Annotated in this window: 26 protein-coding genes and 4 pseudogenes; 18 read left to right on the top strand and 12 right to left on the bottom strand. The window is 68.3% G+C overall.

The genetic code is table 11. From position 1 onward, the window contains the following. Positions 1-139: 139 nt before the first annotated feature. Positions 140-988 (bottom strand): inositol monophosphatase family protein, encoded by an 849-nt coding sequence (locus ACFVXJ_RS29335; protein ID WP_389666256.1) that lies wholly within the window; start codon positions 986-988, stop codon positions 140-142. A 224-nt stretch (positions 989-1,212) separates the two neighbouring features. Here ACFVXJ_RS29335 and ACFVXJ_RS29330 point away from each other — a divergent pair, with 224 nt between their 5' ends. Next, positions 1,213-1,620, top strand: coding sequence for a cold-shock protein (locus tag ACFVXJ_RS29330; RefSeq protein ID WP_389666254.1), 408 nt, complete (start codon positions 1,213-1,215; stop codon positions 1,618-1,620). Between the two features lie 234 nt (positions 1,621-1,854). Here ACFVXJ_RS29330 and ACFVXJ_RS29325 read toward each other — a convergent pair whose 3' ends face one another. After that, positions 1,855-2,016, bottom strand: coding sequence for a hypothetical protein (locus ACFVXJ_RS29325; RefSeq protein WP_037792689.1), 162 nt, complete (start codon positions 2,014-2,016; stop codon positions 1,855-1,857). 500 nt (positions 2,017-2,516) lie between these two features. On the opposite strand from ACFVXJ_RS29325, the gene ACFVXJ_RS29320 reads away from it, so the two are divergent. Then, positions 2,517-2,690, top strand: coding sequence for a CsbD family protein (locus tag ACFVXJ_RS29320; protein ID WP_136215326.1), 174 nt, complete (start codon positions 2,517-2,519; stop codon positions 2,688-2,690). Positions 2,691-2,807: 117 nt separating this feature from the next. On the opposite strand, the pseudogene ACFVXJ_RS29315 reads toward ACFVXJ_RS29320, so the two are convergent. The 4 genes and pseudogenes from ACFVXJ_RS29315 to ACFVXJ_RS29300 form a co-directional block, all read right to left on the bottom strand. Beyond that, positions 2,808-2,945, bottom strand: a pseudogene (locus tag ACFVXJ_RS29315) (hypothetical protein); the annotation flags it as partial. Positions 2,946-3,102: 157 nt separating this feature from the next. Next, positions 3,103-3,609 carry an RICIN domain-containing protein gene (locus ACFVXJ_RS29310; RefSeq protein ID WP_389666251.1) on the bottom strand — a complete coding sequence of 169 codons (507 nt, stop codon included), beginning with the start codon at positions 3,607-3,609 and terminating at the stop codon, positions 3,103-3,105. Positions 3,610-4,105: 496 nt separating this feature from the next. Then, positions 4,106-4,234: a hypothetical protein gene (locus ACFVXJ_RS29305; protein WP_389666249.1), complete on the bottom strand. Its 129-nt coding sequence runs from the start codon at positions 4,232-4,234 to the stop codon at positions 4,106-4,108. 530 nt (positions 4,235-4,764) lie between these two features. Further along, on the bottom strand, positions 4,765-4,986 hold the full coding sequence (locus ACFVXJ_RS29300) for a hypothetical protein (RefSeq protein ID WP_389666247.1): 222 nt from the start codon (positions 4,984-4,986) through the stop codon (positions 4,765-4,767). A 410-nt stretch (positions 4,987-5,396) separates the two neighbouring features. On the opposite strand from ACFVXJ_RS29300, the gene ACFVXJ_RS29295 reads away from it, so the two are divergent. The 3 genes from ACFVXJ_RS29295 to ACFVXJ_RS29285 all read left to right on the top strand — a co-directional run bounded on the left by ACFVXJ_RS29295 (position 5,397) and on the right by ACFVXJ_RS29285 (position 6,293). Further along, the gene (locus ACFVXJ_RS29295) at positions 5,397-5,543 is read left to right on the top strand and encodes a hypothetical protein (protein ID WP_389666245.1); all 147 of its coding nucleotides are present in this window, start codon (positions 5,397-5,399) and stop codon (positions 5,541-5,543) included. Positions 5,544-5,731: 188 nt separating this feature from the next. Continuing rightward, positions 5,732-6,019, top strand: a complete 288-nt coding sequence (locus ACFVXJ_RS29290) for a chaplin (protein WP_136216992.1) — start codon at positions 5,732-5,734, stop codon at positions 6,017-6,019. Between the two features lie 136 nt (positions 6,020-6,155). Then, positions 6,156-6,293, top strand: a complete 138-nt coding sequence (locus tag ACFVXJ_RS29285) for a hypothetical protein (protein ID WP_389666243.1) — start codon at positions 6,156-6,158, stop codon at positions 6,291-6,293. 238 nt (positions 6,294-6,531) lie between these two features. On the opposite strand, the gene ACFVXJ_RS29280 is transcribed toward ACFVXJ_RS29285, so the two are convergent. Next, positions 6,532-7,412 (bottom strand): IS5 family transposase gene (locus ACFVXJ_RS29280; RefSeq protein WP_389666241.1). Its coding sequence is split into 2 segments (ribosomal slippage): positions 6,532-7,025 and positions 7,025-7,412, totalling 882 coding nucleotides; the frame shifts between segments, so codons are not numbered across the junction. Positions 7,413-7,742: 330 nt separating this feature from the next. Here ACFVXJ_RS29280 and ACFVXJ_RS29275 point away from each other — a divergent pair. The 4 genes and pseudogenes from ACFVXJ_RS29275 to istB all read left to right on the top strand — a co-directional run bounded on the left by ACFVXJ_RS29275 (position 7,743) and on the right by istB (position 10,798). Further along, complete coding sequence (locus ACFVXJ_RS29275; protein WP_389666239.1) at positions 7,743-8,138, top strand: ATP-binding protein; 396 nt, start codon at positions 7,743-7,745, stop codon at positions 8,136-8,138. Positions 8,139-8,162: 24 nt separating this feature from the next. Continuing rightward, positions 8,163-8,492 carry a CPCC family cysteine-rich protein gene (locus tag ACFVXJ_RS29270; protein WP_389666237.1) on the top strand — a complete coding sequence of 110 codons (330 nt, stop codon included), beginning with the start codon at positions 8,163-8,165 and terminating at the stop codon, positions 8,490-8,492. A gap of 131 nt (positions 8,493-8,623) precedes the next feature. Then, positions 8,624-10,028 (top strand): annotated as a pseudogene (gene istA / locus ACFVXJ_RS29265) (IS21 family transposase). Further along, positions 10,025-10,798 (top strand): IS21-like element helper ATPase IstB, encoded by a 774-nt coding sequence (gene istB / locus ACFVXJ_RS29260; protein ID WP_389666235.1) that lies wholly within the window; start codon positions 10,025-10,027, stop codon positions 10,796-10,798. Before istA ends, istB begins: the two are co-directional and overlap by 4 nt. 21 nt (positions 10,799-10,819) lie before the next feature. Here the strand turns inward: istB and ACFVXJ_RS29255 are convergent, their stop codons facing one another. Continuing rightward, positions 10,820-11,458 (bottom strand): SMI1/KNR4 family protein, encoded by a 639-nt coding sequence (locus ACFVXJ_RS29255; protein ID WP_389666234.1) that lies wholly within the window; start codon positions 11,456-11,458, stop codon positions 10,820-10,822. A 251-nt stretch (positions 11,459-11,709) separates the two neighbouring features. Beyond that, complete coding sequence (locus ACFVXJ_RS29250) at positions 11,710-12,048, bottom strand: MerR family transcriptional regulator (RefSeq protein WP_361319734.1); 339 nt, start codon at positions 12,046-12,048, stop codon at positions 11,710-11,712. 942 nt (positions 12,049-12,990) lie between these two features. Here ACFVXJ_RS29250 and ACFVXJ_RS29245 point away from each other — a divergent pair. From ACFVXJ_RS29245 to ACFVXJ_RS29230, 4 genes and pseudogenes are all read left to right on the top strand, one after another. Beyond that, a pseudogene (locus ACFVXJ_RS29245) lies at positions 12,991-13,379 on the top strand (ATP-binding protein). Positions 13,380-13,655: 276 nt separating this feature from the next. Continuing rightward, complete coding sequence (locus tag ACFVXJ_RS29240; protein WP_389666232.1) at positions 13,656-14,264, top strand: transposase family protein; 609 nt, start codon at positions 13,656-13,658, stop codon at positions 14,262-14,264. Further along, positions 14,242-14,337 (top strand): annotated as a pseudogene (locus ACFVXJ_RS29235) (transposase); the annotation flags it as partial. The gene ACFVXJ_RS29240 and the pseudogene ACFVXJ_RS29235, both read left to right, overlap by 23 nt. 117 nt (positions 14,338-14,454) lie before the next feature. Further along, positions 14,455-15,273: a transposase gene (locus tag ACFVXJ_RS29230; protein WP_389666230.1), complete on the top strand. Its 819-nt coding sequence runs from the start codon at positions 14,455-14,457 to the stop codon at positions 15,271-15,273. 1,081 nt (positions 15,274-16,354) lie between these two features. Here ACFVXJ_RS29230 and ACFVXJ_RS29225 read toward each other — a convergent pair. Next, positions 16,355-16,558: a cold-shock protein gene (locus ACFVXJ_RS29225; protein WP_389666228.1), complete on the bottom strand. Its 204-nt coding sequence runs from the start codon at positions 16,556-16,558 to the stop codon at positions 16,355-16,357. Between the two features lie 649 nt (positions 16,559-17,207). On the opposite strand from ACFVXJ_RS29225, the gene ACFVXJ_RS29220 reads away from it, so the two are divergent. After that, complete coding sequence (locus tag ACFVXJ_RS29220) at positions 17,208-17,627, top strand: hypothetical protein (protein ID WP_389666226.1); 420 nt, start codon at positions 17,208-17,210, stop codon at positions 17,625-17,627. Between the two features lie 744 nt (positions 17,628-18,371). Then, positions 18,372-19,016 carry a CBS domain-containing protein gene (locus ACFVXJ_RS29215; protein WP_389666224.1) on the top strand — a complete coding sequence of 215 codons (645 nt, stop codon included), beginning with the start codon at positions 18,372-18,374 and terminating at the stop codon, positions 19,014-19,016. A 637-nt stretch (positions 19,017-19,653) separates the two neighbouring features. On the opposite strand, the gene ACFVXJ_RS29210 is transcribed toward ACFVXJ_RS29215, so the two are convergent. Continuing rightward, positions 19,654-20,835 (bottom strand): hypothetical protein, encoded by a 1,182-nt coding sequence (locus tag ACFVXJ_RS29210; RefSeq protein ID WP_389666223.1) that lies wholly within the window; start codon positions 20,833-20,835, stop codon positions 19,654-19,656. Positions 20,836-20,843: 8 nt separating this feature from the next. Continuing rightward, positions 20,844-20,972, bottom strand: coding sequence for a hypothetical protein (locus ACFVXJ_RS29205; RefSeq protein WP_389666222.1), 129 nt, complete (start codon positions 20,970-20,972; stop codon positions 20,844-20,846). A gap of 395 nt (positions 20,973-21,367) precedes the next feature. On the opposite strand from ACFVXJ_RS29205, the gene ACFVXJ_RS29200 reads away from it, so the two are divergent. The 3 genes from ACFVXJ_RS29200 (at position 21,368) to ACFVXJ_RS29190 (ending at position 24,024) form a co-directional block, all read left to right on the top strand. Next, positions 21,368-21,691 (top strand): STAS domain-containing protein, encoded by a 324-nt coding sequence (locus tag ACFVXJ_RS29200; protein WP_389666220.1) that lies wholly within the window; start codon positions 21,368-21,370, stop codon positions 21,689-21,691. A 1,107-nt stretch (positions 21,692-22,798) separates the two neighbouring features. Next, positions 22,799-23,179: a tyrosinase cofactor gene (locus tag ACFVXJ_RS29195; RefSeq protein ID WP_389666218.1), complete on the top strand. Its 381-nt coding sequence runs from the start codon at positions 22,799-22,801 to the stop codon at positions 23,177-23,179. After that, entirely contained in the window at positions 23,179-24,024 is an 846-nt protein-coding gene (locus ACFVXJ_RS29190) for a tyrosinase family protein (protein ID WP_389666217.1), read from the top strand. Before ACFVXJ_RS29195 ends, ACFVXJ_RS29190 begins: the two co-directional genes overlap by 1 nt. Positions 24,025-25,203: the final 1,179 nt, after the last annotated feature.

The following is a 25,203-nucleotide window of genomic DNA, read 5'->3' as shown; positions in this document are numbered from 1 at the left end:
CGGCGGCTGTCACAGCACACTCATGACAAGGTCAGGAACCCCCGCCGGCTACCTAGCCGCGCTCCCCCTCCGCGGCGCGATCATCCGGCCACCCCGCAGCCTCCGCCCCTCAGCGGCCTAATCACCCCTGCACCGGGCCCTACTCCCCATCGACGAGGGCCTGCCAGTCGCGGCTGTGGGGCAAGTCCTTCACCATCTGCACGAACGCGTCGTGCAGCCGCCCGTTGGTAACCAGCACCGACATGTCGCCCTGCAGCACGGATGCCCCGCTCAGGTCGGTCACCCGGCCGCCTGCCTCCGTGACGATGACCGGCATCGGAGCCACGTCCTCATATCCCATCGGCGGACCGGCGATTACGCCCGCGTCGGCCCACCCCGTCACCAGGGCCGCGATCATGCCGGTGGAAGGGATCAGGAAGACCCGGCGGTGGAGCGTGGACAGGAGTTCCTCCGGCCAGCCCGCCGGGTTGTGCATCAGCGTTCTCGCCCCGCCCAGGCCGGTCCGCTCCGAGACCTGAGCGCGGCGGCCCGACCTCAGATCTGGGTCGGGGCCGGGCAATACCCAGCAGCCCAGACCGCGGCCCGCCACCACCATCTGCTGCCGCAGAGGCATGTTGATCACACCGATGGCCGGCCCGTACTCGTCCTCATAGGCAAGATCGTTGGTGAACAGCGGCACCCGGAGAGTGAAGTACGTCGTGCCATTGATGGGATCGATGACCCAACGCCGTCCCGATGTCCCGCTGGTCGAGCCCCCCTCCTCCCCGAAGACGCCGTCGTCCGGAACCCGGCGGGTCAACTCGGCCCTGATGAACTCCTCGACCGCCACGTCGATCTCAGTGACCTCGCTGCCGTCCTCCTTGCGGTGGCTGTGCCAGTCGTTGCCGAAGAAGGCCTGCGCGGACATCCGTCCGGCACGAGCGACCAGATGAACGGCGAAGTCCAGAAGCTCTCGGTCAACGGGTGGAGCATCGAACGCATAGTCCATCCGCCGAGCCTTTCACGACCTTCGTGACCGCGTGGAGCCAGATCCATTTCCCACGCCAAGGAGCCACCACCGATCACGACATCACACAGGCCCTAATACGGCGCCTGCCGGCTGCAACCGCGCTGGATCCCACTGCTTCACGCCCCTGCACACGCCCTCCCGACCGGCCGAGACGGGGCGGACAGTGTCGGCTTCCGACTCCAAGCCAAGCGGAGGAGTGATGTGTGTTGCCGAGCGGTGTCGTGAAGTGGTTCGACTCTGACCGCGGGATCGGTCTCATCAGTCAGCGAGGTGGGCCTGACGTTCACGCAGAAGCCTCAGCGGTCCATGGAAGCGATAACCGTCTGCGCCAGGGCGAGAAAGTGTTGTTCGACATCGTCCTGGACAGTGCGGGGCTCCGGGCCGACAACATTCACCGTCTCAAGGGCGGGAGGGACGGCGCGGCCCCAGCCGGCTCAGCGGAACCGTCTGACGGCCAAGCCATCGGTGTGGCCCGTCCCCACCAAGCGCAGCGCGGCGCACTCGCCCAACCTCGACATCAAGTGGGCCCGGTAGGGGCTGACGGCGTGCGAGCCCGGCCGGTTGCGGCCCGGCCGACTTACCGAGCGTTACACCACACCCCACACGAATAACGCTGACCGAGGGACGGCCGGGACGGCCGTCGATCGTTGGAGGCGAGCAGGTTCCCTGCTGCGTCACGGCGACCGTCCCGGTTGCTGCGCGGATACCCCCGAATACTCGTTTCCACCCGGAACCGGTAGGTATTTGCGCCAGGACGTAACGACGTGACAGCGGCCTGCCGCCCCCTCGGAAAGGGGACGGCAGGCCGCTGTCATCCAGCCTCACCACTGCGTTGTGCCGGGCGACTACCAGCGATACCAGCGGCCGCTGCCACCCTTGGGACGGGCGACGAAGCCGATCAGCCACAGCACCAGCACCGCGATGGCGACCCACCAGAGGATCTTCACCGCGAAACCGGCACCGAACAGGATCAGAGCGAGCAGAAGAACGAGAAGCAGGGGAACCATAGTTATCAACCTCCGAACCGCCTACTGCCCGACTACCCTCCGACCATGCAGCCGATTTTTATGTGTTTCTTATGCCGGTAGGCGGGCAGGAGAACGCGCTCGCATTCAGTGGCGGTTCGCCATAGCCCTGTTCTACGGCCTCCTCTCCGGGCATGAGCGCGCCGCTTGGCGGAGGCCGGCCATCGCGCGGGCGCCACGGCGGCGCTGCTCGCGGTTCTGCCCGACCCGCCGACCCGGCCACGGCCTGGCCGGCGGGTTCGCCAGGCCGGCTTCAGACGACGTGTCACATGCCAAGTCCACGGCGCAGCGGGTGGCGTTCAGTCCTCCTGCTTCCCGCCTGAGCGGCCCTGTGGGCGCATGGTTCCTCGCCGCGGGATGCGACTGTCGAGCGGTGCGACCCGCGATGCCGACGAAAACGGGCTGGGTTGTGGGGTTTGGGGCCGACGGTTGTGAGTAGGAGAGCGGTCACGACCAATCCGGTACTTCACGAGGAGGTCCCCATGTCGGGCACAGAGAAGAGCAAGGCGCATGCCGAGCAGACCAAGGGCAAGGTCAAGGAAACCGTCGGACGCGCCGTCGGCAACGACCGTATGACCACCGAAGGCCGCGCCGACCAGGCCAAGGGCAGCGCTCGCCAGGCCAAGGAAGACACCAAGGACGCCTTCCGCCACTGACCACCTCACAACAAGACCACTGTGCACCACGGGCCCCGACCTCTCCCCCAAGGTCGGGGCCCGTTCAGGCTGGTCGCGCAGGAGACGCCAGGCCCGGTCCGTCGGCGAGCCGTCGGCCACGACGTCCGCTTCGGCGTCGACCATGTCGATGTGCCTCGGGATGCCGTACAGCCGACCGGACAGCCGTACGCCGAGGGGCCCTCCAGGAGGTCCAGCGCTACAGAACCTCGGAACGGTCACCGAGAAGGTCTGCACCGCAACCAGGTCCTCCACCGTGATCGGGTCGGCAACCTCCGGCCGGTCTCCATCACCGCCAGGTGCTCGAATCGGCTACCGGTAAAGAACGACTTTGGTGCGCGGGAGGCGGGGCCGGGGGAACCTGGCGGGCACCCTGGGCTCCCCCCGGGATGTGTCAGCCGAGGCGGAAGTGCTGGTTGGCTCCTTCCACACAGTCCCACTGGACGAGCGCGGCGTCGTTCTGGGTGCTCACGGCGGCCACGGACAGGCACTTGCCACTGTGCCGGGCCTCGATGGAGAAGTAGCCGCTGTCCTTCTGGACCAGCCGCCACTCCTGATTCGTGGCGTTCACGCAGTCCCACTGAACCACCGTGGCGTTGTTCTGGACACTCGCGCCGCTGACCGACAGGCACTTGCCGCTGTTCACTGCGGCCACCGTGTAGTAGCCGGCACTGGTAGCCACCAGCTTCCACTGCTGGTTCGGCGCCTCCAGGCAGTCCCACTGGACCGCGGCCGCGCCATTGGCGGTGCTGGCACCCGCTACCGATACGCATTTTTGGCTGTTACGTGCCACCAACTGGGCTGTGAACGTGGCGCCGAACGCGGTGGGAGCCTGCACGAACGCGAGCAGACCCGCAGCCACGAAGGTGGTCGCGATCGCTGCCAGGCGGGGGAGCTTCACGGTGCCTCCAGGAATCAGAACGAACTGACAGTCACCATTGGTAGCGGCAGTGGCTACATGACGTAAGCAGTCGTGTTCATACGAGACCTGAACGTATGAAATGCGGACGGAACGGGATTTGCTGCTCCGACCCCCAAGCCGTGGGAGAAGAATCGATCCCTCCAGGGCGAAGGATCGATCCACCAGCGCGCAGGCGGCTTCGCCCACCCATCAGCCCTGTCACGAAAGCACTCAACAGCTGTGACCGAGCCTGAGATCACCGAGAGGGCCCGGTTCGGCTCGGGGGCCGGGTTTCCCCGCCTCTGCGGCCACCGACGCCGGCCCGTGTGGGCGGAACCGGTGGCGAGTCCGGTTGCGGGCCTGCCCCCGGAACCGCTCGGGCAGAGCCTGCGGCCGAAAGCCGGCCGCTCGGCCAGCTTCGGGCCCGCACACGCCTCCACCCGGTATAGCCACATGCGTGTGCGCGAATGCCAGTCCTGCGCGGAGCGGGTGGCGGTCAGCCGGTCGCCAGGAGGGTGATCTGGAGGTGACCTACGAGGTCGAGGCCCGGGACGAAGTTGGAGAAGTCGGCGATAGCTCCTGCCCCGTGCCGCCGCTTCGAGCCTTCCGTTCGCGGAACGGTCACGGCGACCGTTCCGCGAACGCCGGCCACCGCGCATGCGCCCTCAGCACGTCGAGGACCTGCGGCTATGAGATCAGAAACAGGCACTGTCCTTGCCGTTTTAACGTCTGAATGCGGGGCCGACATGTCAGGGGCTCGCGTTACCTTGCTCGGCTTGAGCCGGCGGTAGCGCAGATCGGTGATCGTGGCCAGACGACCACCCGCCAGGACCTGGTCCCTTACCCGTAGTTCGGTGGGCGGCACGTCCACCGGCACCCGCCCGGCACGCGTCCGCTCCTCGGGGGCGGCCGGCCGTGCGCCGAGCTGCTCGCAGTCGACGGTGCGGGCGATCCACTGGAACCCCGAGGCGTCCACCAGGCGCACCACCAGCGGGGAGGGGTCCCCGCCGAAACCCCTCCCGGAGAGGGTGTTCGCGAGAGCGATGGCCGCGTCGCGCTTGTGGGGGTCAGTCTGCGGAGCGAGCCGCCCCCGTCGGACCCTGTCCGGCGAGGGCGGCGCGAATCGAACAACGGAATTACGGGAGCGAGCGTGCGTCAGCCCTTGGCGATGGCCATGCCCAGGAAGATACCGACGATCAACGCGGCACTGCCCGCGCCCATCACCGCCCAGGTTCCGCCCTGGGTAGCGGCGAACGTGGAGGTCATCCCCGCCTGCGTGGCGGCCTGCGTCGCCTGCGCACCGGCCATGGAAGCCTCCTGCACGGCCAACGCCGTCTCCAGCTTCTGGACCTTGCTCTCCAGCTCAGATGTCTCCACCGTCAACTCCTCTCTGCCTGTGCCGGCCGATTCCGGCATCAACCCCCATCCCTTCCCCACCCCCGCCAAGCTGTCGCGGGCACAGAACGGGAGCACCCGATTGCCGAACCGAGCAGACCGGTCCATCCCCTGGGGGCACTTGAAGCCGCATTCGGCATCCACTGGTCCCGATACGGGTGTGCGTGGTCGGGGTACATTGAAATCCCGGCGAGAACGATCATGGTCCGGTCGGCGCGAGGGTGCTGACGCGGTTCTTCCCCGCCCCTCCCTAGGCGTTCTGTCCGGCAAGGTTGGGGACGGGTGCAGGTCACGGTTGAGGGATCTCGAACGGGTGAGGGCCCTCCGGGTTCGTGTGGAGTGCGACATCTACACCGACCGGAAGGACCCTCGCGGCACACCATAACCCCGCCATGACCAGGTCCGGACAGCCGTACACGGCCCGCTGCGAGGTCCAGGCCGGGCGGCGGCTGCGCCGGACCGTCGAACGCCTCCCGGTCTCACCCACCACCGGCGAACGTGGGCCGCCCGGATACCGCGCCCTCGGCGAGCAGGCATGAGTGACCGGGTCCATACGCCCACACCACAGACCCCGCCGAACCGCGCCCCGGCCTGCCGACACGACTGAAGAGGTGGCCCAGGTCACCGATCCGGCCCAACTGCCGTAACCGGCTCCCTGCCCGTGCTGTTTGAAGGGGCGCACGTGCCGTACTCCCTGCGGCAGGTCCACATTCACCAGGAGATCTTGATGTCGCGTATCACAAAGGCCGTAGCCGTCACCGCCTCAGCCGCCGCCATCCTCGCCGGCGGCGCCGGCCTGGCGGCCGCCGACGCCACCGCCGAAGGCGCCGCCATCGGCTCCCCCGGCGTCCTGTCCGGCAACGTCGTCCAGGTCCCCATCCACATCCCCGTCAACATCTGCGGCAACACCGTCAACGTCGTCGGCCTCCTCAACCCCGCCTTCGGCAACGTCTGCATCAACAAGAGCGGCGGCGACAAGGACCACTACAAGGACCAGCAGCACGGCGAATACTGACAAACACCAGGCCCTGGACCCGGCGCACTTTCAGCCGCCACCCCAGACCGCCATGTGAACCAGCCGCAGCGCACAGCCCGGTACCGATCGGCCTCCCCCACGTCGTCCAAGGGCAGGCCGGCTCCCGTACCGGGCTGTGCGCTGCGGTTTCCGCAATGGACGAAACGGCTCCGCCCTCGGGGAGGGGGAGCCGTTCACCCAGCAGCTGCAACCCGCCCTCCCCGACCAGCAGCGCGAACGCCTGGCCACCCTCGGCATCGACTGGGCACGGTAGGGCGGCAGGGAGCCCGTCCGGGTTCGGCCGGATCCTTCCGGCCGAGCCGGCCCCCACGGCGCCAGTACTCGCTGCGCTCGGCGCTCGCCCGCATCGCATCCACGTGCCCCGCCGCCCTCACTGGAGACGGCCATGGCCGTCCAGGAGGCGACCATGGCGGGGGCGCAGGCCACGCAGGCCGCGACGCAGGCGTGGTCCGTCATGGCCGCCGGCAGTGCCGCACTGCTAGGGTCTGTCTTCAAATTGATCTTGCCCAGAGCAGGAGTGATGCGAGGGTGACCGCTGCTTCGTAGGAGGTGGCGGTCTTCTCGTAGCGGGTGGCGATGCCTCGGAAGCCTTTGAGCTGGTTGAAGCAGCGTTCGACGGTGTTGCGGCGGCGGTAGATGTCGCTGTCGAAGGCTGTCGGTCGGCCACCTCGGCGGCCGCGGTTCCGGCGGTGCCGTTTCTGGTCGCTCTTCTCCGGGATCGTGTGTCCGATGCCGCGTTTGCGCAGGTAGGCGCGGAATCCTCGTGAGCTGTAGGCCTTGTCGGCGATGACGTGGTCCGGTCGGCAACGGGGCCGGCCCAGGCCGGCGCGGGGCACTCGGATGCGTTCGAGCAGCGGCCTCGCACAGACGCCGTCGTGCCGTTGCCCCGGGGTCAGCAGTACGGCCAGGGGCCGGCCGCGGCCGTCGCAGGCGAGATGGATTTTGGTCGTCAGGCCCCCTCGGGATCGACCGAGGGCGTGATCGTCCGGTTCGTCCGTCCGGTGATTCCCCCTTTTCGGCCGGTGGCGGCGGCTTGCTGGTGGGCGCGGACGATGGTGGAGTCGATCTGGACCAGCCAATCGATGTCACCGGTGGCATCCACCCGCGCCTGGATCTGCTGCAGGGCCCGGGTGAAGACACCGTCGATGGCATAGCGGCGGAAGCGAGTATAGACCGACTTCCACGAGCCGTAACGTTCCGGCAGGTCACGCCAGGAAACCCCGGTCCGGATCTTGTAGACCATCCCGTTGATCACCCGACGGCCCTCCACCCGAGGCCGGCCCCTGCCGGCACTCGGTATCAGCGGAGCCAGCAACTCCCACTCGATATCGGTCATTTCATGGCGATGGATCACGAAAACATGATCCACCATCGAACGATCTTTTGAAGACGGACCCTAGTGGGGATCTTCCCCGGCATGGCCATCGCGAAGGACTGACGACCCCTCCCGTCCTAGCGGGATCCACGCCTGGCGTTGCACTGCCCTCTGCCCTGGGTCTATGACCGCTCGGGGGCGGCTTAACGTGACGTGCCGACGCCGGGAGCACCACATCGCCTCTGATCCGGTCGGCCGCGAACACGCACTCGTACCGCGGCCGGCCCCTTCCTGCCCTGGAGCTCATGCGGCAGGCCGGGCCCCGATTCCGACTCGCGTAGCGGGGCATGCGCGACATATGAGCCCGCCGTGCGGAAGGAGGAGCAAATGAGCACAGCCGTCCTGGATCAGCCCCTGTCGCGTACCGCCCAGCCTGCCGCCTCTGCACGTGACGCCACGCGCGCCTTCCTCGCCCGCGCAGCCCGCCTGCGAGCCCCCGCCGGGAACGAGAGCGTTGACAATGTGCTCCTGGTGGTGGCCGAACTCGTCTCCAACGCGATCCGACACACCGTCGGCCCCTGCGCTCTGCACCTGGAACTGCTGGACCACTCCATCGACGTCTGCGTCGCCGACCGCAGCCCCCAGCCTCCCCAGCCCCGCACCCCCGGTACCGGTGGAACCGGCGGGTGGGGGTGGTTCCTGGTCAGGCGACTCGCTACCCACATCCGCATTAAGCCGGTGCCGGAAGGCGGCAAGACCATCTGCGCGGAGCTCCCCTGGTAGCAGCTTCGCCACCTGCTCATTCACGTGCCGATCCTGAAGTATCCCTGCGTGTGCTGCGGCCACCTGACGATGAACGACGGGCCCGGCTCTTATCAGATCTGCCCGGTCTGTTTCTGGGAGGACGACGACATCCAGCTGCGCTGGCCGGACTACTCAGGTGGCGCCAACAGGCCTTCCCTGATCGAGGCCCAACAGAACTTCCAGGACTACGGAGCATGCGACGAACGGTCCATGGAACACGTCAGGTATCCCGAGGACGACGAGCCGCTGGACCCGAGCTGGCGCCCCATCGACACCGACCGCGACCGCTTCGAGCCCAAGGCCGTGCAGCTCCGCCTGTCGGCGTACACGTGAACGTGCCCAGTCACGTACGGATGAACGTGCCCACTTGCTGACGTACCGAGGGTTGATCGTGGGCAGTCTGCTGCCGGCCTGTGAAGGGTAGCGGAGGGCGGCTGACCGTGGTCTTGGACCCGCAACGATGGATGGAGCTTCGACGCTTCCGCGGGCTGTTCGAGTCCGGGGCGATGAGCCTGTCGGAGATCGCGAAGGAGACGGCACTCAACCGCCGCACGGTCCGCAAGTACCTTTCCTCCCAAGGCCCGGTTGCCCCGCCTCGTCGGGCTGCGCCCGGACATGGCCGTCGACGGAAGGTGGACGAGGTCGCGCCCCTGATCGACGCGATGCTGCGGTCCGAGATTCTGATCAAAGGTGCCGTGGTTCACGAGCGGCTGGTGGCCGAGTACGGCTTCACCGGCACCTACCAGCGGGTCAAGCTCTACATGCAGGAGGCCCGGCCGCGGATCGCAGAGGAACTGGGCATCAGCCCGGGCGAGCTGGCCGGCCTGCACCGCAGGTTCGAGGTCGTGCCTGGAGCGCAGGCCCAAGTCGACTGGGGCGACGAAGGGCAGATCCTCGCCCACGTCGGGATCCCGAAGGTCTACTCGTTCCACATGACCTTGTCCTACTCGCGAGATCCGTTCTGCTGCTTCACCACCAGCCAGGACCTGGCCACCTTCTTCGACTGCCACCGACAAGCGTTCGCCCACTTCGGCGGGGTGCCGATGTCGATCGCCTACGACCGGACCAAGACCGTCGTCCGACGCCACGTCGCACCAGGTGAGGCCGTTCCACTGCACCCGGAAGCGGTCGGGTTTGCCGGGCACTACGACTTCGACATCGACGTGCTGGCGGCCTACCGGCCCACCGGGAAAGGCCGGGTCGAGCGGCAGGTCCTGATCGTCCGCGACCACGTGCTGGCCGGACGGTCCTTCTCTTCCATCGAGGAGCTGGACTCCGCCTTCAACGCCTGGGTGCCGTTGCGTCGGGCGAAGTCCCACGGCACCCACGGCGAAGTCATCGGGCACCGCGCGATCCGCGACCACACGGCCCTCAGGCCCCTGCTGGCGACACCCTACGTGGTCACCCAGCGACACCTTCGCTACGTCGGCAAGGACTGCCTGGTCGCCTTCGATGCGAACCTCTACTCGGTGCCGGCCCGCAAGGTCCGCCCGCGTCAGCTGGTGGAAGTCAGGGCAACAAAGTCCCAGATCACTCTGTATTCCACATTCCACCGTTCCCGACGCCAACGGCGAGACGCTGCTGGCCATTCACCGCAGGGCTGTCGGCCGCGGAGCCTGCGTCGTCGACGAGAAGCACTGGGACGGTCTTCCCGACGGCCGGAATCGGCGGACCACTACTGGTGAAGTTCCTCCGCGGCCCAGTCATCAGGACGCACCCGGCGCGGAGACGGCCGGCTCGCTGATGGCTCTCCTGAACCGGGCCGCGGCCGTCCGCGTCGAGGTCGGCCGCAGACCTCTGTCGGTCTATGACGAACTGACCGGGACCCGTCCCTTCACCACCCACCCCAAGCCGGAGGAGCCCAGTTGAGCGAGCTGGTCAGCACCCGAATCCGCACCGCGGCCGCCAAGCTCGGCCTGCCCCACTTGGCCGAGAGCCTGAACCAGTACGCCGGCCGGGCGGACGAGGCCAAGATGGGCTACCTCGACTTCCTCGACCTGGTCCTGGCCGAGGAACTCGCCATTCGTGACGACCGGCGCTTCCGCCAGGGCCTGCGGTTGTCCAAGCTGCCGCACCACAAAGCGCTCGACGAGTACGACTTTTCCTTTCAGCCCGAGCTCGATCCCCGCAAGATCAAGGACCTGGCGACCCTCGCCTTCGTCGAGGCCAAGGGCAACGCGGCCCTGCTGGGACCGCCGGGGGTGGGCAAGACACACATCGCGGTCGCTCTCTCGGTCGCCGCCTGCCGGGCCGGGTTCTCCGTCTACTTCACGACTCTCGACGACATGGTCCGCCAGCTCAAGGTCGCAGAGGCCGCCGGACGCCTCAACAGCAAGCTCCGCACCTACCTGCGTCCAGGCGGCGTCCTGGTCGTCGATGAAGTGGGCTACCAGCCGCTGGAACGGGCTGAGGCGAACCTGGTGTTCCAGGTGATCTCCAAGCGCTACGAAAAGGGCTCGATCATCCTGACCTCGAACAAGACCTTCAGCGAATGGGGGCAGGTGTTCGGTGATGAAGTCCTCGCCACCGCCATCCTCGACCGGCTCCTGCACCACTGCGACGTCGTGTCTATCAACGGTCCGAGCTACCGGCTGAAGAACCGGCTCGCTGCCATCGAGCGCGACACCAACGTCGCTTGATCGATTGCCCAGCCCGGGCGCTCAGGCCGCTGCCCACGGCTCAGCACGCCAGCCCGGCAGTTCCTTGTCCAGCCATTCCTCGACGGTCCGCCGCCAAGGGTCGGTGGGGTCACTGTCGACGACATCGGCCCAGGTGTCTTCAGCGACGTCCGGATCGACGACGAGGCTGTCGAGGTAGGTGTCGAAGTCGTGAGCGACTTGGGTGAAGACTCCCTTCGACAGGTATCCCGGGTGAGGGATGCCATGCACGAAGGCATGGAGCTGGCCGTGAGTGGCCGGGTCCAGATCCAGGAACAGGGTGTCGCTCCCGCCGTTGCGGGCGATCGGGAGAAGGCCGGACAGTGGGAACTCATGGGCGAGCCACCCCTCACGGCTGCGGCGGTACTCGCCCAGAAGGGTGCCCCAGCCGTATTCGCCATCGTCGTCACGGCCGAGCTGATAGAGGTCGTGGAAACTCTGGAACGGCTCCGGGTCGCAAGCCGGCAATCGGACCGAGTACGTGAGGCTCTCCCCGCCCGCCGCCTCCAGGAACGAGCGATAGGAAGGCGGCAGTGGCAGCCCGATCTCCTGTTCGAGACCTTCAACTTCACCGACCGCGAACGGCCTGAACGGCCCCACGACCAGGCGGCCTCGATACCAGCGCGACAACTCCTCAGACACGGCCAGATTCTCGCACTCCGTGGCATCCCGAAATCCTCCAGGCCCCCGCGTTACCGAACGTCGAGCTGAGCACGTTCATCCGTACCTGCCTGAGCACTCCGACGAGTACGCGCACAGCTAGCGGGGATCACTGTGCCCGCCGAGCCATTTAGCGCGCCGGTGACCCGTGGCCGGGGCGGTCACGGTGGTGGGATGGTCGTCGCCGAGGGCTTGGGCAGTCTGCGCGCGGTGCGGGCATGCGCGGCCCCCGCTCAAGCCGCGGCCGGTGGATTCGCTGATTCGGCGGCGCGGCGGTATTCGGCGTTGAGGCGCTGCGCCTCCTCGAGCTGGTCCTCGAGGATGACGATCCGGCAGGCGGACTCGATGGGGGTGCCCTGGTCGACGAGCTCGCGGGCACGGGCGGCGATGCGCAGTTGGTAGCGGGAGTAGCGGCGGTGTCCGCCGGCGGAGCGGAGCGGGGTGATGAGGCGATGTTCGCCGATGGCGCGGAGGAAGCCCTGGGTGGTGCCGAGCATCTCGGCGGCCCGGCCCATCGTGTAGGCGGGGTAATCGTCGTCATCGAGACGGCCGAACGAGTCGTCTGCTGTCATCACACCTCTCTGTGGAACACACTGGAGGGGCCCGGGTGCCGTAGTGGCACCCGGGCCCCGAAGGAACTGCTACACCATCTGCCGGCCCTGATGCTGCGCCGGCCTACTGTTTCCGCAGGCCCGACCTGGCTGCTGTCGGGAGTGCGGGGATCGCGGATGCGTGACCGGAGACCACCTCACTATCGATGTCCTGCGGTACCCGGGCTTCGTACTGCTCGTCCGGGCGATCCTGATGGCGCTCGGCTCCTCCGTTCTTCCCTCTGGATCAATCACTTACCAAACGGGAACTGCGTACTGCTGATACTGCGAACTGCTGGTAACGCGGGTACTGCCCTTTACCGCTGATACTGCGAACTGCTGGTGGCCTCTCACAGCGCCACCTTCGGCAGCCAGCCCCGTCGCCCATCCTGCGTCTGCTCTGGCTTAGAACCCCACTGCCGAACCTCCCGATGCGCGCGCCCGCAGCCGACGCCTTCACCGAGGAACCACTCACTGATTTCACTGCCGGGTACTACGAACTGCACTTACTACGGGTACTGCCACTGCGGTAACTGCGGTACTGCTCACGGCGGCCCCTGATCACTGCGGGCCACCCGGTCCGGTCACCAGTCCCGTCGCCGTCCTGCAACCGCTCTGGCTTCGAAACTCCGTCACCGCACCGTCCTGCGAACTGCAACTGCGTGTACTGCCGCCCGGCAGTTCGTCTCTGCCGGGCCCTGCGGTCCTTCCGGGTTACGAGAGAAACCATAACCACACCGATGCCTAATGTCTACTCCGGCCGACACAGGTTTCCGCGCGTTCAACGATCAGGTAATCGGCCTCGAACAACGACACGGACAGGCGCGAGGGGCGGCCGCCACCGGATGACCCGCCACAGGCCAAGGCACAAGCACCACGCGGGCACCACCGGGCATTGACCATCCAGAGACCAGGGTGAACCTCATGGACACGACGAGCGTCAACCTCGCAACCGCCCGCTCCACCGCCTCCGTCGCCGGCGCGCGTGAGAGCACCCGGGACTTCCTCGACCGTCTCGTACGCCCGCTCCCAGCCGAGACTGCCGACACGGTGGTCCTGGTCGTCTCGGAACTCGTCACCAACGCCCTGCCCCATGCAGGCGGCGCGTGCACCCTGGACCTGACCGCGCAACCGGACAGCATCGAGGTGACCGTCCACGACGCCAGCCCGCAGGCGCCGCGCATGCGCACCCCCGATCTGAACGGCGGCACGGGGGTTTCGGCCGGCCCACGGTCAACCGCCTCGCCCGCGCCGCGTCGGTCACCCGCCGGCCGTCCGGCGGCAAGACCGTCAGTGCTTTCCTCCCCCGATAGCACCAAGGTGCCCCCGCCCCGACCGGGGCCGATCCGCGCCCGATACGCCGCCTCGCCCACGGATGCGCCTTCTGCCTGAGGTCACCCGTGCCGCAACTGCTCAGGCTCCTGCACCGTACCGGCGCCTCTTCGTCCTTGACCCCACACGGGCGCCCTGACCTGACACAAGGGGAGAGTCGAAACCGGTTCAGGCCCGGATTCCGTGAAGTGGATCGTGCTGCCGTGCGCCGGTGACGCTCCGTTATCCTGGGCATCATCCTTCGGTCGTGTGAGTCCTTGTTGGAGTTGGTGTTCCCGCACCTGGTGACGGTGTTGGTGGAACGCGTGGTGGTGGAGAGCGGCGTGCTGCGCATCGCGGCGAGCACGAAGGACGGGATGGCGGCCGTCTGTCCGGGGTGCGGGGCGTTGTCGACACGGGTGCACAGCCGCTACGGACGCAAGCTCGCCGATGCTCCGGTCGGTACCCGGCCGGTACTCATCGAGTTGTCGGTGCGCCGGCTGTTCTGCGACAACAGCGGCTGCGCGAGGGTGACCTTCGCTGAGCAGGTCGAGGGGCTGACCAGCCGTTACGGTCGGCTAACGCCCGTCCTACAGCGGATCGTCGGTGCTCTTGGTGTCGTGCTGGCCGCTCGCGCCGTGGTCCGGCTGGGGCTGGTGCTGGGCATCGTGGTCAGCCGGATGACAGTGCTGCGCGTGCTGATGGCGCTGCCGGAGCCGGCCTGGGCGGTGCCGCGGGTACTGGGAGTCGACGAGTTCGCGACCAGCAAGGGCCGCCGGTACGGCACCATCCTGATCGACTGCGAGACCCACCAGCCCCTGGACCTGCTGCCCGGACCGGGAGGCCGAGACCCTGTCCGCATGACTGCGCGAGCACCCCGGCGTTGAGATCGTCTGCCGCGACCGCGCGGCGTGCTTCGCCGAAAGTGCCCGCACCGGCGCCCCGCAGGCCCAGCACTGCGCAGACAAATGGCATGTCTGGCATAACCTCGGCGAAGCCGTCGAACGCCTGGTCTCCCATCACCGCGTCCTCCTCCGCGACCTCGTCGAGCCGGAGCCCGAACCCGAACCGGGGCCTGTGCCGACCTCCGTCGGCCAGGAGCCGTCCGAGCCCTACCCGGCGGGGAAGTTCCTCGACCGGTTCCGCGACACCCACGCCGCGGTCCGGGCCCAGGTCGAGCAGGGCTTGAGCCTGCGCGAAGTCGCCCGCCGGCTCGGGCTGGGCCGCAACACGGTGCGGAAGTACGCTCGCGCCGCCAGCCCGGAGGCGATGCTGCACGGCCAGTGGCAAGACCGGACCAGCAAACTCGACTGCTACCGGCCCTACCTGGAGCAACGGATCGCCGAGGGCTGCACGAACCTGTCAAGCCTCCACCGCGAGCTGCAAGAATGCGGGCCCGCTGCGCCTACAGCACCCTGCGCGACTACGTCCATCCGCTGCGTCCCGGACGCCCACCCGCAGCCAACCGGCCGCCGATGGCCCGGCCGCCCTCGACCCGCGAAAGCCACCCGCTGGATCATGAGCCACCCCGACCACCTACGCGACGACGACCAACTGCGGCTCAAGACGCTGCTGGCCCGGTCGCCGGAGATCACAGCCGCCACCACCCACGTCCGGACGTTCGCGACCATCATGACCAACCGTGAAGGAGAACGGCTGCGCGGATGGATCACTGATGTCTGCGCCGATCAGCAGTGCGGCCTGGCCTCCTTCGCCACCGGGCTGATCACCGACCTCGACGCCGTCGTCTTCGGCATGAGCACCGAATGGTCCTCCGGCCCCGTCGAAGGCCGCGTCAACGACCTGAAAGCCCTCAAGCGCAGCATGTTCGGCAGAGCGAAACTTCCGCTACTGCGCAAGCGGCTCCTCCTGATCGCGGCCAGCCGCCGACCCTAACCTCTGGCGCCTCGGGCCTGACGGTCCAGGAACTCGATCAGCCGCGTCTCCGAACGCAGGAGCCGTTCTCGCTGCTCAGGAGGAAGAGAGTCGAGGAGGTCGACCAGGACTCGCTTCCGCGAGACGTACACCATGTCGCCGGAGTAGATCAGGCAAGTGGAACACCATGCGAGTCTGATGCACCGCTCGAACATCGAGGACTCGGGCGGATGGAAGCGGTACTGGTACGAACAGACGGGCGTTCCGCAGACGGCGCAGACGCGTCGATCGCCGTCGGGAATCGTGTCCCAGCTCCCGACCTTTCGCCAATGCTGTCGCCCGGCCGGTGCTCTTCAAGTCGTCATGCCGAGCATTCTCGCGCACAGAGATCCGCCCAGCGCAGCGGCCCGAGCAAGACTCCGGCCGACCACAGACCGTAACCGACTCTTGGTCACCTTCACGGAATCCGGGCCTGAACCCTCAATTGAGTGAGTGTCAAGAATGTTGACATCCGTCACCTCGACCGTCACTGACGGTAACCTCCGCTGCGGAGACGGTCTGCCGTCGCGCGCGATGATCCGTCGCGTGTGCGGCTACATGCTGTGGCAGATGCCACGGGTCATCGAGCCGGAACCGGCGCGTACCGCCTCCTGCGTCGGCCACGACCAGCGAGGCTGCCGGAACCCCGGCGCCCACCGCGACCGCTCTGCACACCCCGCGCCGGCCCCACGACTCCGAGCAGATCGTCTTGAAGATGACGGAGCGATTCGTGCCGTGGCCGTCGTCCGGCGGCACATGCGGCGACGGCGGGGCCGGCCCCCGCCGGTCCCTCGCCTGCTGCAACGTCTGGGACTGTAAATCCTTCCCTCGGCGTAACTCCCGATCAAGGAAGATGCATCGATGCCAGTGACAACGTGACCGAGGCCGAGTCCGTCGAGCCGGCTGAGCCGCAGCCTGTGAAGGCGGTGGACGACGCGGCTGATCGACGAGCTGGCGGGCCGGGCCCAAGCCGAGGGCCTGCGGCAGAGGGCCGCAGCCCCGGCCGTCTCGCGGCCGGGGCTGTTCAGCGGCTGATGTCACCGCCAGTGGCGCTGGTCGTCGGCTACGAAGGCACGACGTTCTCCGCCTGGGGGCCCTTGGGGCCCTGGGTGACGTCGAAGGCCACCTTCTGGCCCTCCTGCAGCTCGCGGAATCCGCTGGCGGCGATGGCGGAGTAGTGGACGAACACGTCCGGGCCACCACCGTCCTGCTCGATGAATCCGAAGCCCTTCTCCGAGTTGAACCACTTCACGGTGCCGCTTGCCATCAGTTCATATCCCTTGCCATGTTCCGCGATGCGACCACGCGCACCGGCCAGGACCATCCACTTACGACCCCAGCACCTCCACTATTTCCGCAGCAGCCACCACTCCAACCTCCGACGGCACCAGCAGGAGCACCAAGAGGTCACCCAGGTGGCCTCACCTGCGTACGCCCCACGCGTGCCGGGTGCCGGTGCGGTGGGCGGTCGGAACGAAGACGCGAAGAAGTCACGGTGCGGGTTCGTGGACGACGGTGATCGTCGGGCAGTCCTCGGCGAGGCCGAGGAGCGCTTGGCGCTCGGCCTCGTCAACGGCGAGATCCCATCGGAGCTTCGTCGCCGTCCAGTGCGCCGCGTACGCGCAGTGATAGGAGCCCCCCCGAGGGCAGCCACTCCGCCGGATCCTTGTCCGCCCTCGACCGGTTGGAGGCGGCTGAGACCGCGATCAGCGTGTCCGGAGAGCCCTGCTCGTTCGCATACGCCTCACGCCGCGCCGCACTCCACGGCGTCCGCTCCGAGTCGTAAACCTCGGCAAGCGGGACGAAGTGGTCGACGTCCAGGCGGGCGGCGTCGGTGACGAGCAGGTCGTCGTACGCGCTGCGCCAGCTCCCGCCGGTCAGCTTGCATCCGGCCGCGACCTGGCGAGGCGGACGGTATGACCGCCGATCGCTGGCGCTTCATCTCCAAGAACCACACCGCGGACGCCACGCAAGACCTCCTCGCCCTGCGCGGCATACCGGTGCTGCTGACCCTCGCGGGCCATGACATCAACGTAGACACCGCCGACACGCGGCGCATCTACCGGGTGCTGGACGCAGGCGGTGCAATGACGGTCAAGCACTACCCGGATGCGACCCCTTCGTTGCTCAAGCAGTCCATCGAGCAGTCAGACCTCAAGATCACGCTCACTGCGCTCTTCTCGCCCCGCTCGCTCTTCGCGGACGGATTCCTGGACCGGAGACCTGCAGGAACCCAGTCCCCGCCAACTACCGCAGCCTGGGCCGCGCAGAGGTACCGCCGTTCGACTCATGACCGCTTGACGTACAAGCTTTTCCTCTCCTGCACGACTGGTTGACGGCCCCAGATATGCGCCCGGTGGCGCGTCCCCGCGCCCTCCTTCCGAGAGATCGAACAAGTTCCGCGAGCGCAGCTACTTCCTCCAGCAGACCGCCGACGCAATCGAGCAAGAGGCCAACGCCGTCACCCTCGGCATCGGTCCCTACAGCGAGTTCGGCGATGTCGGGGAAGCCGCGGCGCTGCAGCTGTTCACCCAGCGTGTCGAAGAGCACCGCAACGAGCAGCGATTCAGCGTCGGGCTTGGCGTGGCACACAGGGCAGGAGATGTCCATCAGCCGGTAGTAGGGCACCATGCTCGCGGTCCCCCGCTCGGTGCGCTGGTCTTCCGGGCGCCGTGCCTTCTTGGCTGCCGTGGCCGCTTCGCGTTCCTTCAGGATCCGACCTTGGAACTGGTGAGCTCGCATGTTGAAGTGTCGCGTATGCGCGGCTGAAAGCCCGCAGCTCAATGACGCTGAGTGAGCGGTCAGGAGGCGGCCTGATCATCCTGATCGACAAGCGCAAAGGCCAGGCGCCCAGCGTCGCCAGCATCTACCGCGCACTCGGTCGCACTCCTGGCCGTGGGACCGCCGGCCCTCCCCGCCAGGCCAAACGTCACTGGCCGCCGGAGCGGCGCGGTGCTGTCATGGGTAGGGAAGACGGCGTGGACGAGCCGGCAGGGGCGGGGAGGCCGGCGCGCCGCGCGTGGTCCGCCCGGGCGGACCGATCGCGGCCGCCCCGTCGCACAGCAGAGGAGGCCGACGCCATGCTGAACCGCCGCACGGTCGGTGACGTGATGACCGAGGATGTCGTCACCCTCCGCCCCAGCACACCGTTCCAGGAGGTCGCCGCCCTACTGGACGCGAACGACATCGTCGCGGCCCCGGTCGTCGGCGACGACGGCGCTCCCGTCGGTGTCGTGTCCGCGTCCGACGTGCTGCGGCACGAGACCGGCATGCCCGATCCGCAGAGTCAGGACGGGAACGACGAGCGTGCCTGGGGCAAGGCCCGGGCCCGGACCGCAGGCGCGCTCATGAGCAGCCCCGTCTTCACCGCCCGCGCCGACTGGACGATCCCCCGGGCCGCACGGGAACTCCGCAGGCGGCACGTTAAGCAGCTGCCGGTGGTCGGCGACGACGGGCTCCTCACCGGCATCGTCACCCGCAGTGACCTTCTCGACGCCTTCATACGCTCCGACGTCGAGATCCGCGGCGAGGTCGAGCAGGACGTCCTGGGGCGCATCCTCGGCCTGGACGAGGGCACCGTCGCGGTCGAGGTCCGGGACGGGGTCGTCACCCTTCGGGGTCACGTCCCGGAACCGCGCCTCGTTCCGGTGGTCGTTGGCCTCTGCCAGGGCGTCGACGGTGTCGTCGCCGTGGACGCCCACCTCGCCGCCGCCCGGGCGGGCTAAGGCTAGTGTTCTACCCCGGATTTCGCATCAGATGCGACCCGGGGGCGTCTTCGCAGCTCAATCGCCCGATGGAGTGACGCACCCGCAAGGCTCCGCCGCGACAGCTATCGTGGTTTTTTGCGATGCCGAGGTCAACGTCCCTGGTGGGACCGCTCGCCCGCGGTTCGGAGGTGACCTCCAGGTCGGGTGTCGCCTATTCGCGTCCGATGCAATCGGCGGCGCTTGGACCAGCAGTACAGCCGTTGGCGCTAAGCGCTTGAGCGACTGGCAGAGAGCGCCCAGGGCGCACAAGCCGAGCAGGCCGCGGACAATGCCCGCCGTGCGAAGTCGGCCGCAGTCATCGAGGCTGTCCAACGTGCATACACTCAGCTACGGGTACGCCTGCGCAGCCGGTTGTCCGACGTGCTCACCGGCACCGACCTCCTGCCCCTGTGGTTCACGACGGCACTCGGGCCCATGGCTCTCCCACTCTGGGCGGAGGAATGGCTGGAGACCGCCCTCCCCGCGTATCGACGCAGTAGCCGAGTTCGAACACGCCCTGATGTCGGAACGAAAGCAGAGGCAGCCGCCGCAATGGCGCCGGTGCGCTGGCGGGCCAGGTCGGTGCAGCGGATTCCGCCTCCCGGGTGCCACTCCTTCACCGGCCCGACCTCCCTCCCATGCTCCCGACACCAGGAGACGGGCACGACTCCCCCGCAATCGTGCCGCTCGCATGCACACCCCTCCGCCGAGCCGGCGTACGCCACCGCGTGGCGTTCCGCGCTGACCGAGCCCACCGAGGCGGCGCCGCGCAGGTCGGCAGGCCAGGCGAGCGTGAGGCGCAGGCCGCCGCCCCGGACCGGAACCGCTCCGCCACCCGCACCTCGCCCATGACCGCCAACGGACCGGTACCGGGCGCGGTCAGTCGGCGCAGCGACGCCCCGAACTCTCCGGCCGCCAGCTCGGCCAGCGCGTCGGCGGCATCGTCGGTGGACCAGCCGGACAACACGTCCTCCCCGGCCGCGTCGTCGGCCAGAGTCAGCCACCGGTCATCGAGCCGGAACCGACGCGCGGCGCCCTCGGGGCCGGCCAGCACCAGCGAGGCGACCGTCGGACCCGTGGGAATCCGGATCTTGTCGTGGGCCAGCAGCCAGGCAACCACCTGGGAGCGGTCGAACTGCGGATGCACGTCCGTGCCGGCCACCGGGTCCGGAAAGTCGTCATGCCGGCGGCGCCAGTTCAGCACCGCCGCCCGGCCCACCCGGGCGATCCGCGCCACCTCCGCCAGGAACACCCGGTCCCGGCCCACGGCGATCGGGTCAAGGGCGGCGAGCGGGGAGCGGCGGCCCGCCGCCACGGTGCGCACCGCCCGCCAGTCCACGGAGGGGCGGACCACCTCCAAGAGCGCGATATCGCGGGCGTCGTACAGGGGGACCGTGGTCACGCCGCCCTGCCTCTTGTAGTCGACGTCCACCGAGCCGATCGGGGACAGCCACCCGAGCCTCACCACCTGGTCGAAGTCGGTACGGCGGACGCCGAGGCGGCGCGCGGCCTGGTCCGGGCCGAGGGGCACGTGCCGGTCGAGCAGGGCGGGCAGGTCGCGGCGGCGGCCGAGGGCGGCCACTTGGTCCGGGTGGACGTCGGGGAACTCGACATCGCCGCCGAGGTAGACCAGGAGACCGGCGTTCACGAGGCGGCCGACCGCCGAAGCGGTCACCCTCGGCCGGAGGATCGGGAGCGGCACCGCCAACGCCTCCGTCAGCCGGTCCGCCGCCCACCCCGCCCCGACCGGGCCGCGCAGCGCCGCACGCACCGCCTCGGGGTCGGCGGCCTCCACCACGCCCGCGATCACAACCGGGTACCGGCGTCCGCCGGCGGGACCAGACCGCAGCCGGTCGCCCACCGCCAGGCCGCCATCGGAACCCGCAGCCGGCCCGCCGCCGCGTACTCGTCGTACACCTCACGCCGCTTGCCCATCACGAAACACACCCCAATCGCACACCGAGGCGACCCGACCACCGGACCGCGCCCGAAACATCCCGGAATACCCGGGAACATCCCGGTTCATCTCAATAGGCGCTATTTCAGGGCAAGTTGGGAACGCACCGCCAGATCCGCGCTCGCGTACGCGAGGGGGAAATTCACCCCTGCGGGGGACTGTGGACCGCCCCGGGGCACAGCGCGGGGCCGCCACCGGAGTGGTGGCGGCCCGCGCTGGGGTTCGTCGCGGCGGCCGGCCCGCACCGATTCCGCGCTCGATCAGCTGCCCCGGTGCAGTTCAAGGTGTGTGGCGAACCGGGGAGACGTCATCCGGGTCCAGGCCGGCCCGCCGCAGGAACTCCAGAAGATCGCCGGGGCCGAGGGCACGACGAGTGAACGATTTCACCGTGATCGAGTTTCATGGTGAGATCGACCTCGTGGCCGACCTGCGGGTAAGGGCACATGTGGACGCCGCGACGGATACCGATCAACCCAGAATTGTTGTGGACCTGCGCACGGCGACCTTCATCGACTGTTCCACGCTGCGGATGCTGTGTCACGCTCGCAAGCGGGCTCTGGATAATCGTGGCGGCATGGGCCTGGTATGCACGCTCCCTCGCCATCTGGGAATCCTGAAAGCCGTCCGGCTGACGAGCGTTTTCGGTCCGGTCTCCACCCTGGAAGAGGCCTACGCGTCAGCCCTGCGCGGAGCCTGAGGGAGAGCGGTTGGCCCGCCCCAGAGACCGCAGTCGCGCCGGGCCAGTCAAGGGCCCATCCGGGCTTCAGACCACGCGCTCCCCAGCCACCGGCCTGCTCGCCGGGGATCTCTCGCCCGGCCCGTTGTGCGGCGAGCGCGGCCTGGTAAACCTCGTGCGCACGCCGCATGGTCTTGCCAGAGGAGCTTGCCTGGCCTGTGAAGACGTGCAACCCGCGACGGGCCGGATCGGTCATGTCGTGTATGGGAACGGCGACCTCGTAGATCTGGTACTTCGACATGATGACCCGTCCCCTCGCCTTTTCCTTGATGAGTGAGGACCAACGCCCCGGCCCGTGAAGGATGGGACGCCTGTTCAATGTCGCACAGGCTTCCGGCCGCAGGGAGCTGAGTGCCGATGACGCGGATACTCGCGGCCGGACGCGCGGGACCGGCCGCAGAGGTTGGGCCCATGGAGGCAGAATCGCGAGGAGTCGCTCCTCTCCGCAACCTGACGAGTCCCGGGCGGATTGATCGCCTGGGCACCGGCGGCCGCCGCGGTCAGCAGGATTTCCGCGGACACGTCTCATGCCCTTCGTCGACTATCCCTATCGCGGCAGGACCGAGGAGTGCCCCGTCGCGTCGCGAACGCGGAGAGAAGCGGGACCGAAAATAGTCTCGGGACCGCGATAGCTCTCCAGCCAGGCCTCGACGGCGTGCCGGCTCGTGGGCTGGGAGCCTGAAAAAGCGACAGGGCGCTGAAGATCAGACCGGCTGGCTCTGAATTTCGGCTCAAGCCTACGAGGGTGGCCTCGGGAAAGAAAGACCGCACAATTCGATGATCTTGACATGATGAGGTCGGCAAAATGGCAAAATAAATAAGGGCTTCTGGGGCCGCCGGGCCTTATGCGTGCGCCTTCCGGACAATTCCGTGAGGGCTTCTCTTTCTTGGTGCTTCCAATTAGCCGAAGGAACGTCTCGATCGGGGGTGATCCGCGGAGATGTTTCCCGTCTGGATCGCCCGATCCGACAGATAAAGGAAGATTATCGAACTTGTTCTCCGGTCAACCTATCCGCTCTTGTCTCGATACAGGCAGTCATGTGTCCGGGCCCTGATAGTCCTTCGGGCATGAACAAAATCACCCGCAGGCATGCCTTGGGTACCACTGCCGGCGCACTCTCCGTCATCGGCCTCGCGGGCGCCACCGCGTACGCGGCCGACACCGACTCCCGCGCCGCGATACCCGCCGGCACGGTCGACGAGGTCTACAAGGGACGCCGTATACAGATCACCGCCGCCACCGGCGGCGGTCACCACGGCGGCCACCACTCGCCCGGCCTTCCCACCGTCCGCATAGACGACAGCGAACTCCACGTGATGCAGAACGCCGACGGCACCTGGATCAGCGTCGTCAACCACTACGAGACCTTCGCCACCCCGCTCACGCTCGCCCGCGCCGCCGTGCGCGAGCTCCAGGGCGCGGCCCTCGTCCCGATGGGCGGCATGTGATGACCGTGCGCAAGAACCAGGCCTCGCTCACGTCCGAGGAGAAGCGCACCTTCACCAACGCGCTGCTCGAACTGAAGCGCACCGATCGCTACGACCGCTTCGTGACCACGCACAACGGCTTCATCATGAGCGACACCGACTCCGGTGACCGGGTCGGTCACCGGTCCCCCTCCTTCCTCCCCTGGCACCGCCGGCTTCTCCTGGAGTTCGAAGCGGCGCTCCAGGCCGTGGACAAGAGCGTTTCCCTTCCCTATTGGGACTGGACGACGGACCGCACCACCCGCTCCTCGCTCTGGGCCGCCGACTTCCTCGGCGGTACGGGTCGGGCCCGGGACGGGCAGGTCCTCGACGGGCCGTTCAGCTACGCGACGGGCAAGTGGAACATAGACGTCCGGGTGGACGGCCGCTCCTACCTGCGGCGCGCCCTCGGCACCGGTGTGGCCGAACTGCCCACCAAGGCCGAGGTGGAAGCCGTACTGGCCATGCCGGTGTACGACATGGCCCCCTGGAACAGCGTCTCGAACGGCTTCCGCAACAACCTTGAGGGCTGGCGCGGCGCCAACCTCCACAACCGGGTGCACGTCTGGGTCGGCGGTCAGATGGCCACCGGCGTCTCCCCGAACGACCCGGTCTTCTGGATGCACCACGCGTACATCGACAAGCTGTGGGCCGACTGGCAGGCCAGGCACCCGCAGTCCACGTACCTGCCGGCCGCCGGCACCACCAACGTCGTGGACCTCAACGACACGATGCGGCCGTGGAACGACGTGACCCCGGCCGACATGCTGGACCACCGGAAGTTCTACACCTTCGACACCGAGCCGGTCTCCGCGAGCCACCGGTAACGCGGTCCGAACCGGTGCGACGCCGAGGGCACACGCCGGTTCCACCGAGCACCCACCGTGCCTGCCTGGCGCGTGTTCCCGCGCGACCCGCGAGCCGCCCGCCGAGCTCCACCGAACTAGATCTGAGCCACCCGTCTTGCCGGTCCGTCCAGGGGAACCTCGAACGTGAGTGGACAGCTGGCCATCGACAGTCGAATTGATCTTCACACCCGGTTTCGTGATCGTTGGGTCCCATGCCCCGGCGGTTCCGGTCCTGGATGAGAGCGCCGTCCACCGGCCCGCACTCCGCATCGACCGCGGGTCCGACCTCCGGAACGCGGCGGTGGTCGGGGTGGAGCGTCATCAGGTCTTCGACCTGCCCGCGGAGACACGGGTGGAAGCCCACCGAGGACCGGCCTCTGTCGGTTCGCCTCGCCTGCGGGCGGAAGGCCGGGGCGATGGGCGGACCCTCGGGTGTGGTGCAGCCCGCGGCCGGATCCCGCCGGGGTGTATCCGATGCGTGGGTGGTTCCTGTCCAAAGGACCGCGCCGGCCCACGCGTCGGCCGATCTGTTCGGCGTCGAGGTCGCGGATGGCCACCCGCGCGGGCCAGGTTCGGGGCCGGACGAGGCCCATGGACCGTCCGGCAGCGGTGATCGCCGAGCGAGTGACGGCCGCCCCTTTGGCGTTCTTCGGCGGGAAGAGATTTCGTACCGCCGGCCGGCCGGTCGCAGGCCGCCTCCACCGCGATGTTCGCGCACCTGAGAGCGCACCAGCCGACGGGACCGAGGCGACCGACGCCGCGGGGGGATCCCGCCCGAGTTCAGCGGGGTGGCCACGCCCGGATCCCGTGCGACACCCACGCCAAGGTCACCCACGTCCTGGCTCAACGCGCACTCCGCGAGAGCTGCTTGCGGTCACCGAACGCGAGTCCGGACAGGCCCGCGCGCGGCTCACCGGGCCATCGCCTCGCCGCCGGACAGAGGTCGCGGCCACGCGCGGCAGGCCCTGGGAGCCCGCCATGAACCTGATCCTCGCCAGCCCGGGTTCCGGCCGGGGGCCAGGAACGCCTCGGAGCAGATGCGGCTGTCCAGTCACCCCGAGTTCCCCCGCTGTGGGTGCGCGGCCCCAGCGCTCGCCTACGTCCTGATGCTCCGCGGGGCGCTGTTGTGGGTCCGGAGCGAGGCGCGGGTGACGACCG

The organism is Streptomyces sp. NPDC058279 (assembly GCF_042881255.1).
GTDB lineage: Bacteria > Actinomycetota > Actinomycetes > Streptomycetales > Streptomycetaceae > Streptomyces.
Note: the sequence above shows the minus strand (reverse complement) of the source record. Positions and strands in the feature narration are given on the sequence as shown.

Bases quoted from the DNA above. Each gene is read 5' to 3' on its own strand.
- ACFVXJ_RS29215 (WP_389666224.1), top strand. From the start codon at position 18,372: ATGCTGAACCGCCGCACGGTCGGTGACGTGATGACCGAGGATGTCGTC.
- ACFVXJ_RS29275 (WP_389666239.1), top strand. From the start codon at position 7,743: ATGAGCACAGCCGTCCTGGATCAGCCCCTGTCGCGTACCGCCCAGCCT.
- ACFVXJ_RS29250 (WP_361319734.1), bottom strand. From the start codon at position 12,048: ATGACAGCAGACGACTCGTTCGGCCGTCTCGATGACGACGATTACCCC.
- ACFVXJ_RS29295 (WP_389666245.1), top strand. From the start codon at position 5,397: ATGACCAGGTCCGGACAGCCGTACACGGCCCGCTGCGAGGTCCAGGCC.
- ACFVXJ_RS29205 (WP_389666222.1), bottom strand. From the start codon at position 20,972: ATGGGCAAGCGGCGTGAGGTGTACGACGAGTACGCGGCGGCGGGCCGG.
- ACFVXJ_RS29325 (WP_037792689.1), bottom strand. From the start codon at position 2,016: ATGGTTCCCCTGCTTCTCGTTCTTCTGCTCGCTCTGATCCTGTTCGGT.
- ACFVXJ_RS29290 (WP_136216992.1), top strand. From the start codon at position 5,732: ATGTCGCGTATCACAAAGGCCGTAGCCGTCACCGCCTCAGCCGCCGCC.
- ACFVXJ_RS29225 (WP_389666228.1), bottom strand. From the start codon at position 16,558: ATGGCAAGCGGCACCGTGAAGTGGTTCAACTCGGAGAAGGGCTTCGGA.
- ACFVXJ_RS29335 (WP_389666256.1), bottom strand. From the start codon at position 988: ATGGACTATGCGTTCGATGCTCCACCCGTTGACCGAGAGCTTCTGGAC.
- ACFVXJ_RS29220 (WP_389666226.1), top strand. From the start codon at position 17,208: ATGACCGCCGATCGCTGGCGCTTCATCTCCAAGAACCACACCGCGGAC.
- ACFVXJ_RS29195 (WP_389666218.1), top strand. From the start codon at position 22,799: ATGAACAAAATCACCCGCAGGCATGCCTTGGGTACCACTGCCGGCGCA.
- ACFVXJ_RS29190 (WP_389666217.1), top strand. From the start codon at position 23,179: ATGACCGTGCGCAAGAACCAGGCCTCGCTCACGTCCGAGGAGAAGCGC.
- ACFVXJ_RS29320 (WP_136215326.1), top strand. From the start codon at position 2,517: ATGTCGGGCACAGAGAAGAGCAAGGCGCATGCCGAGCAGACCAAGGGC.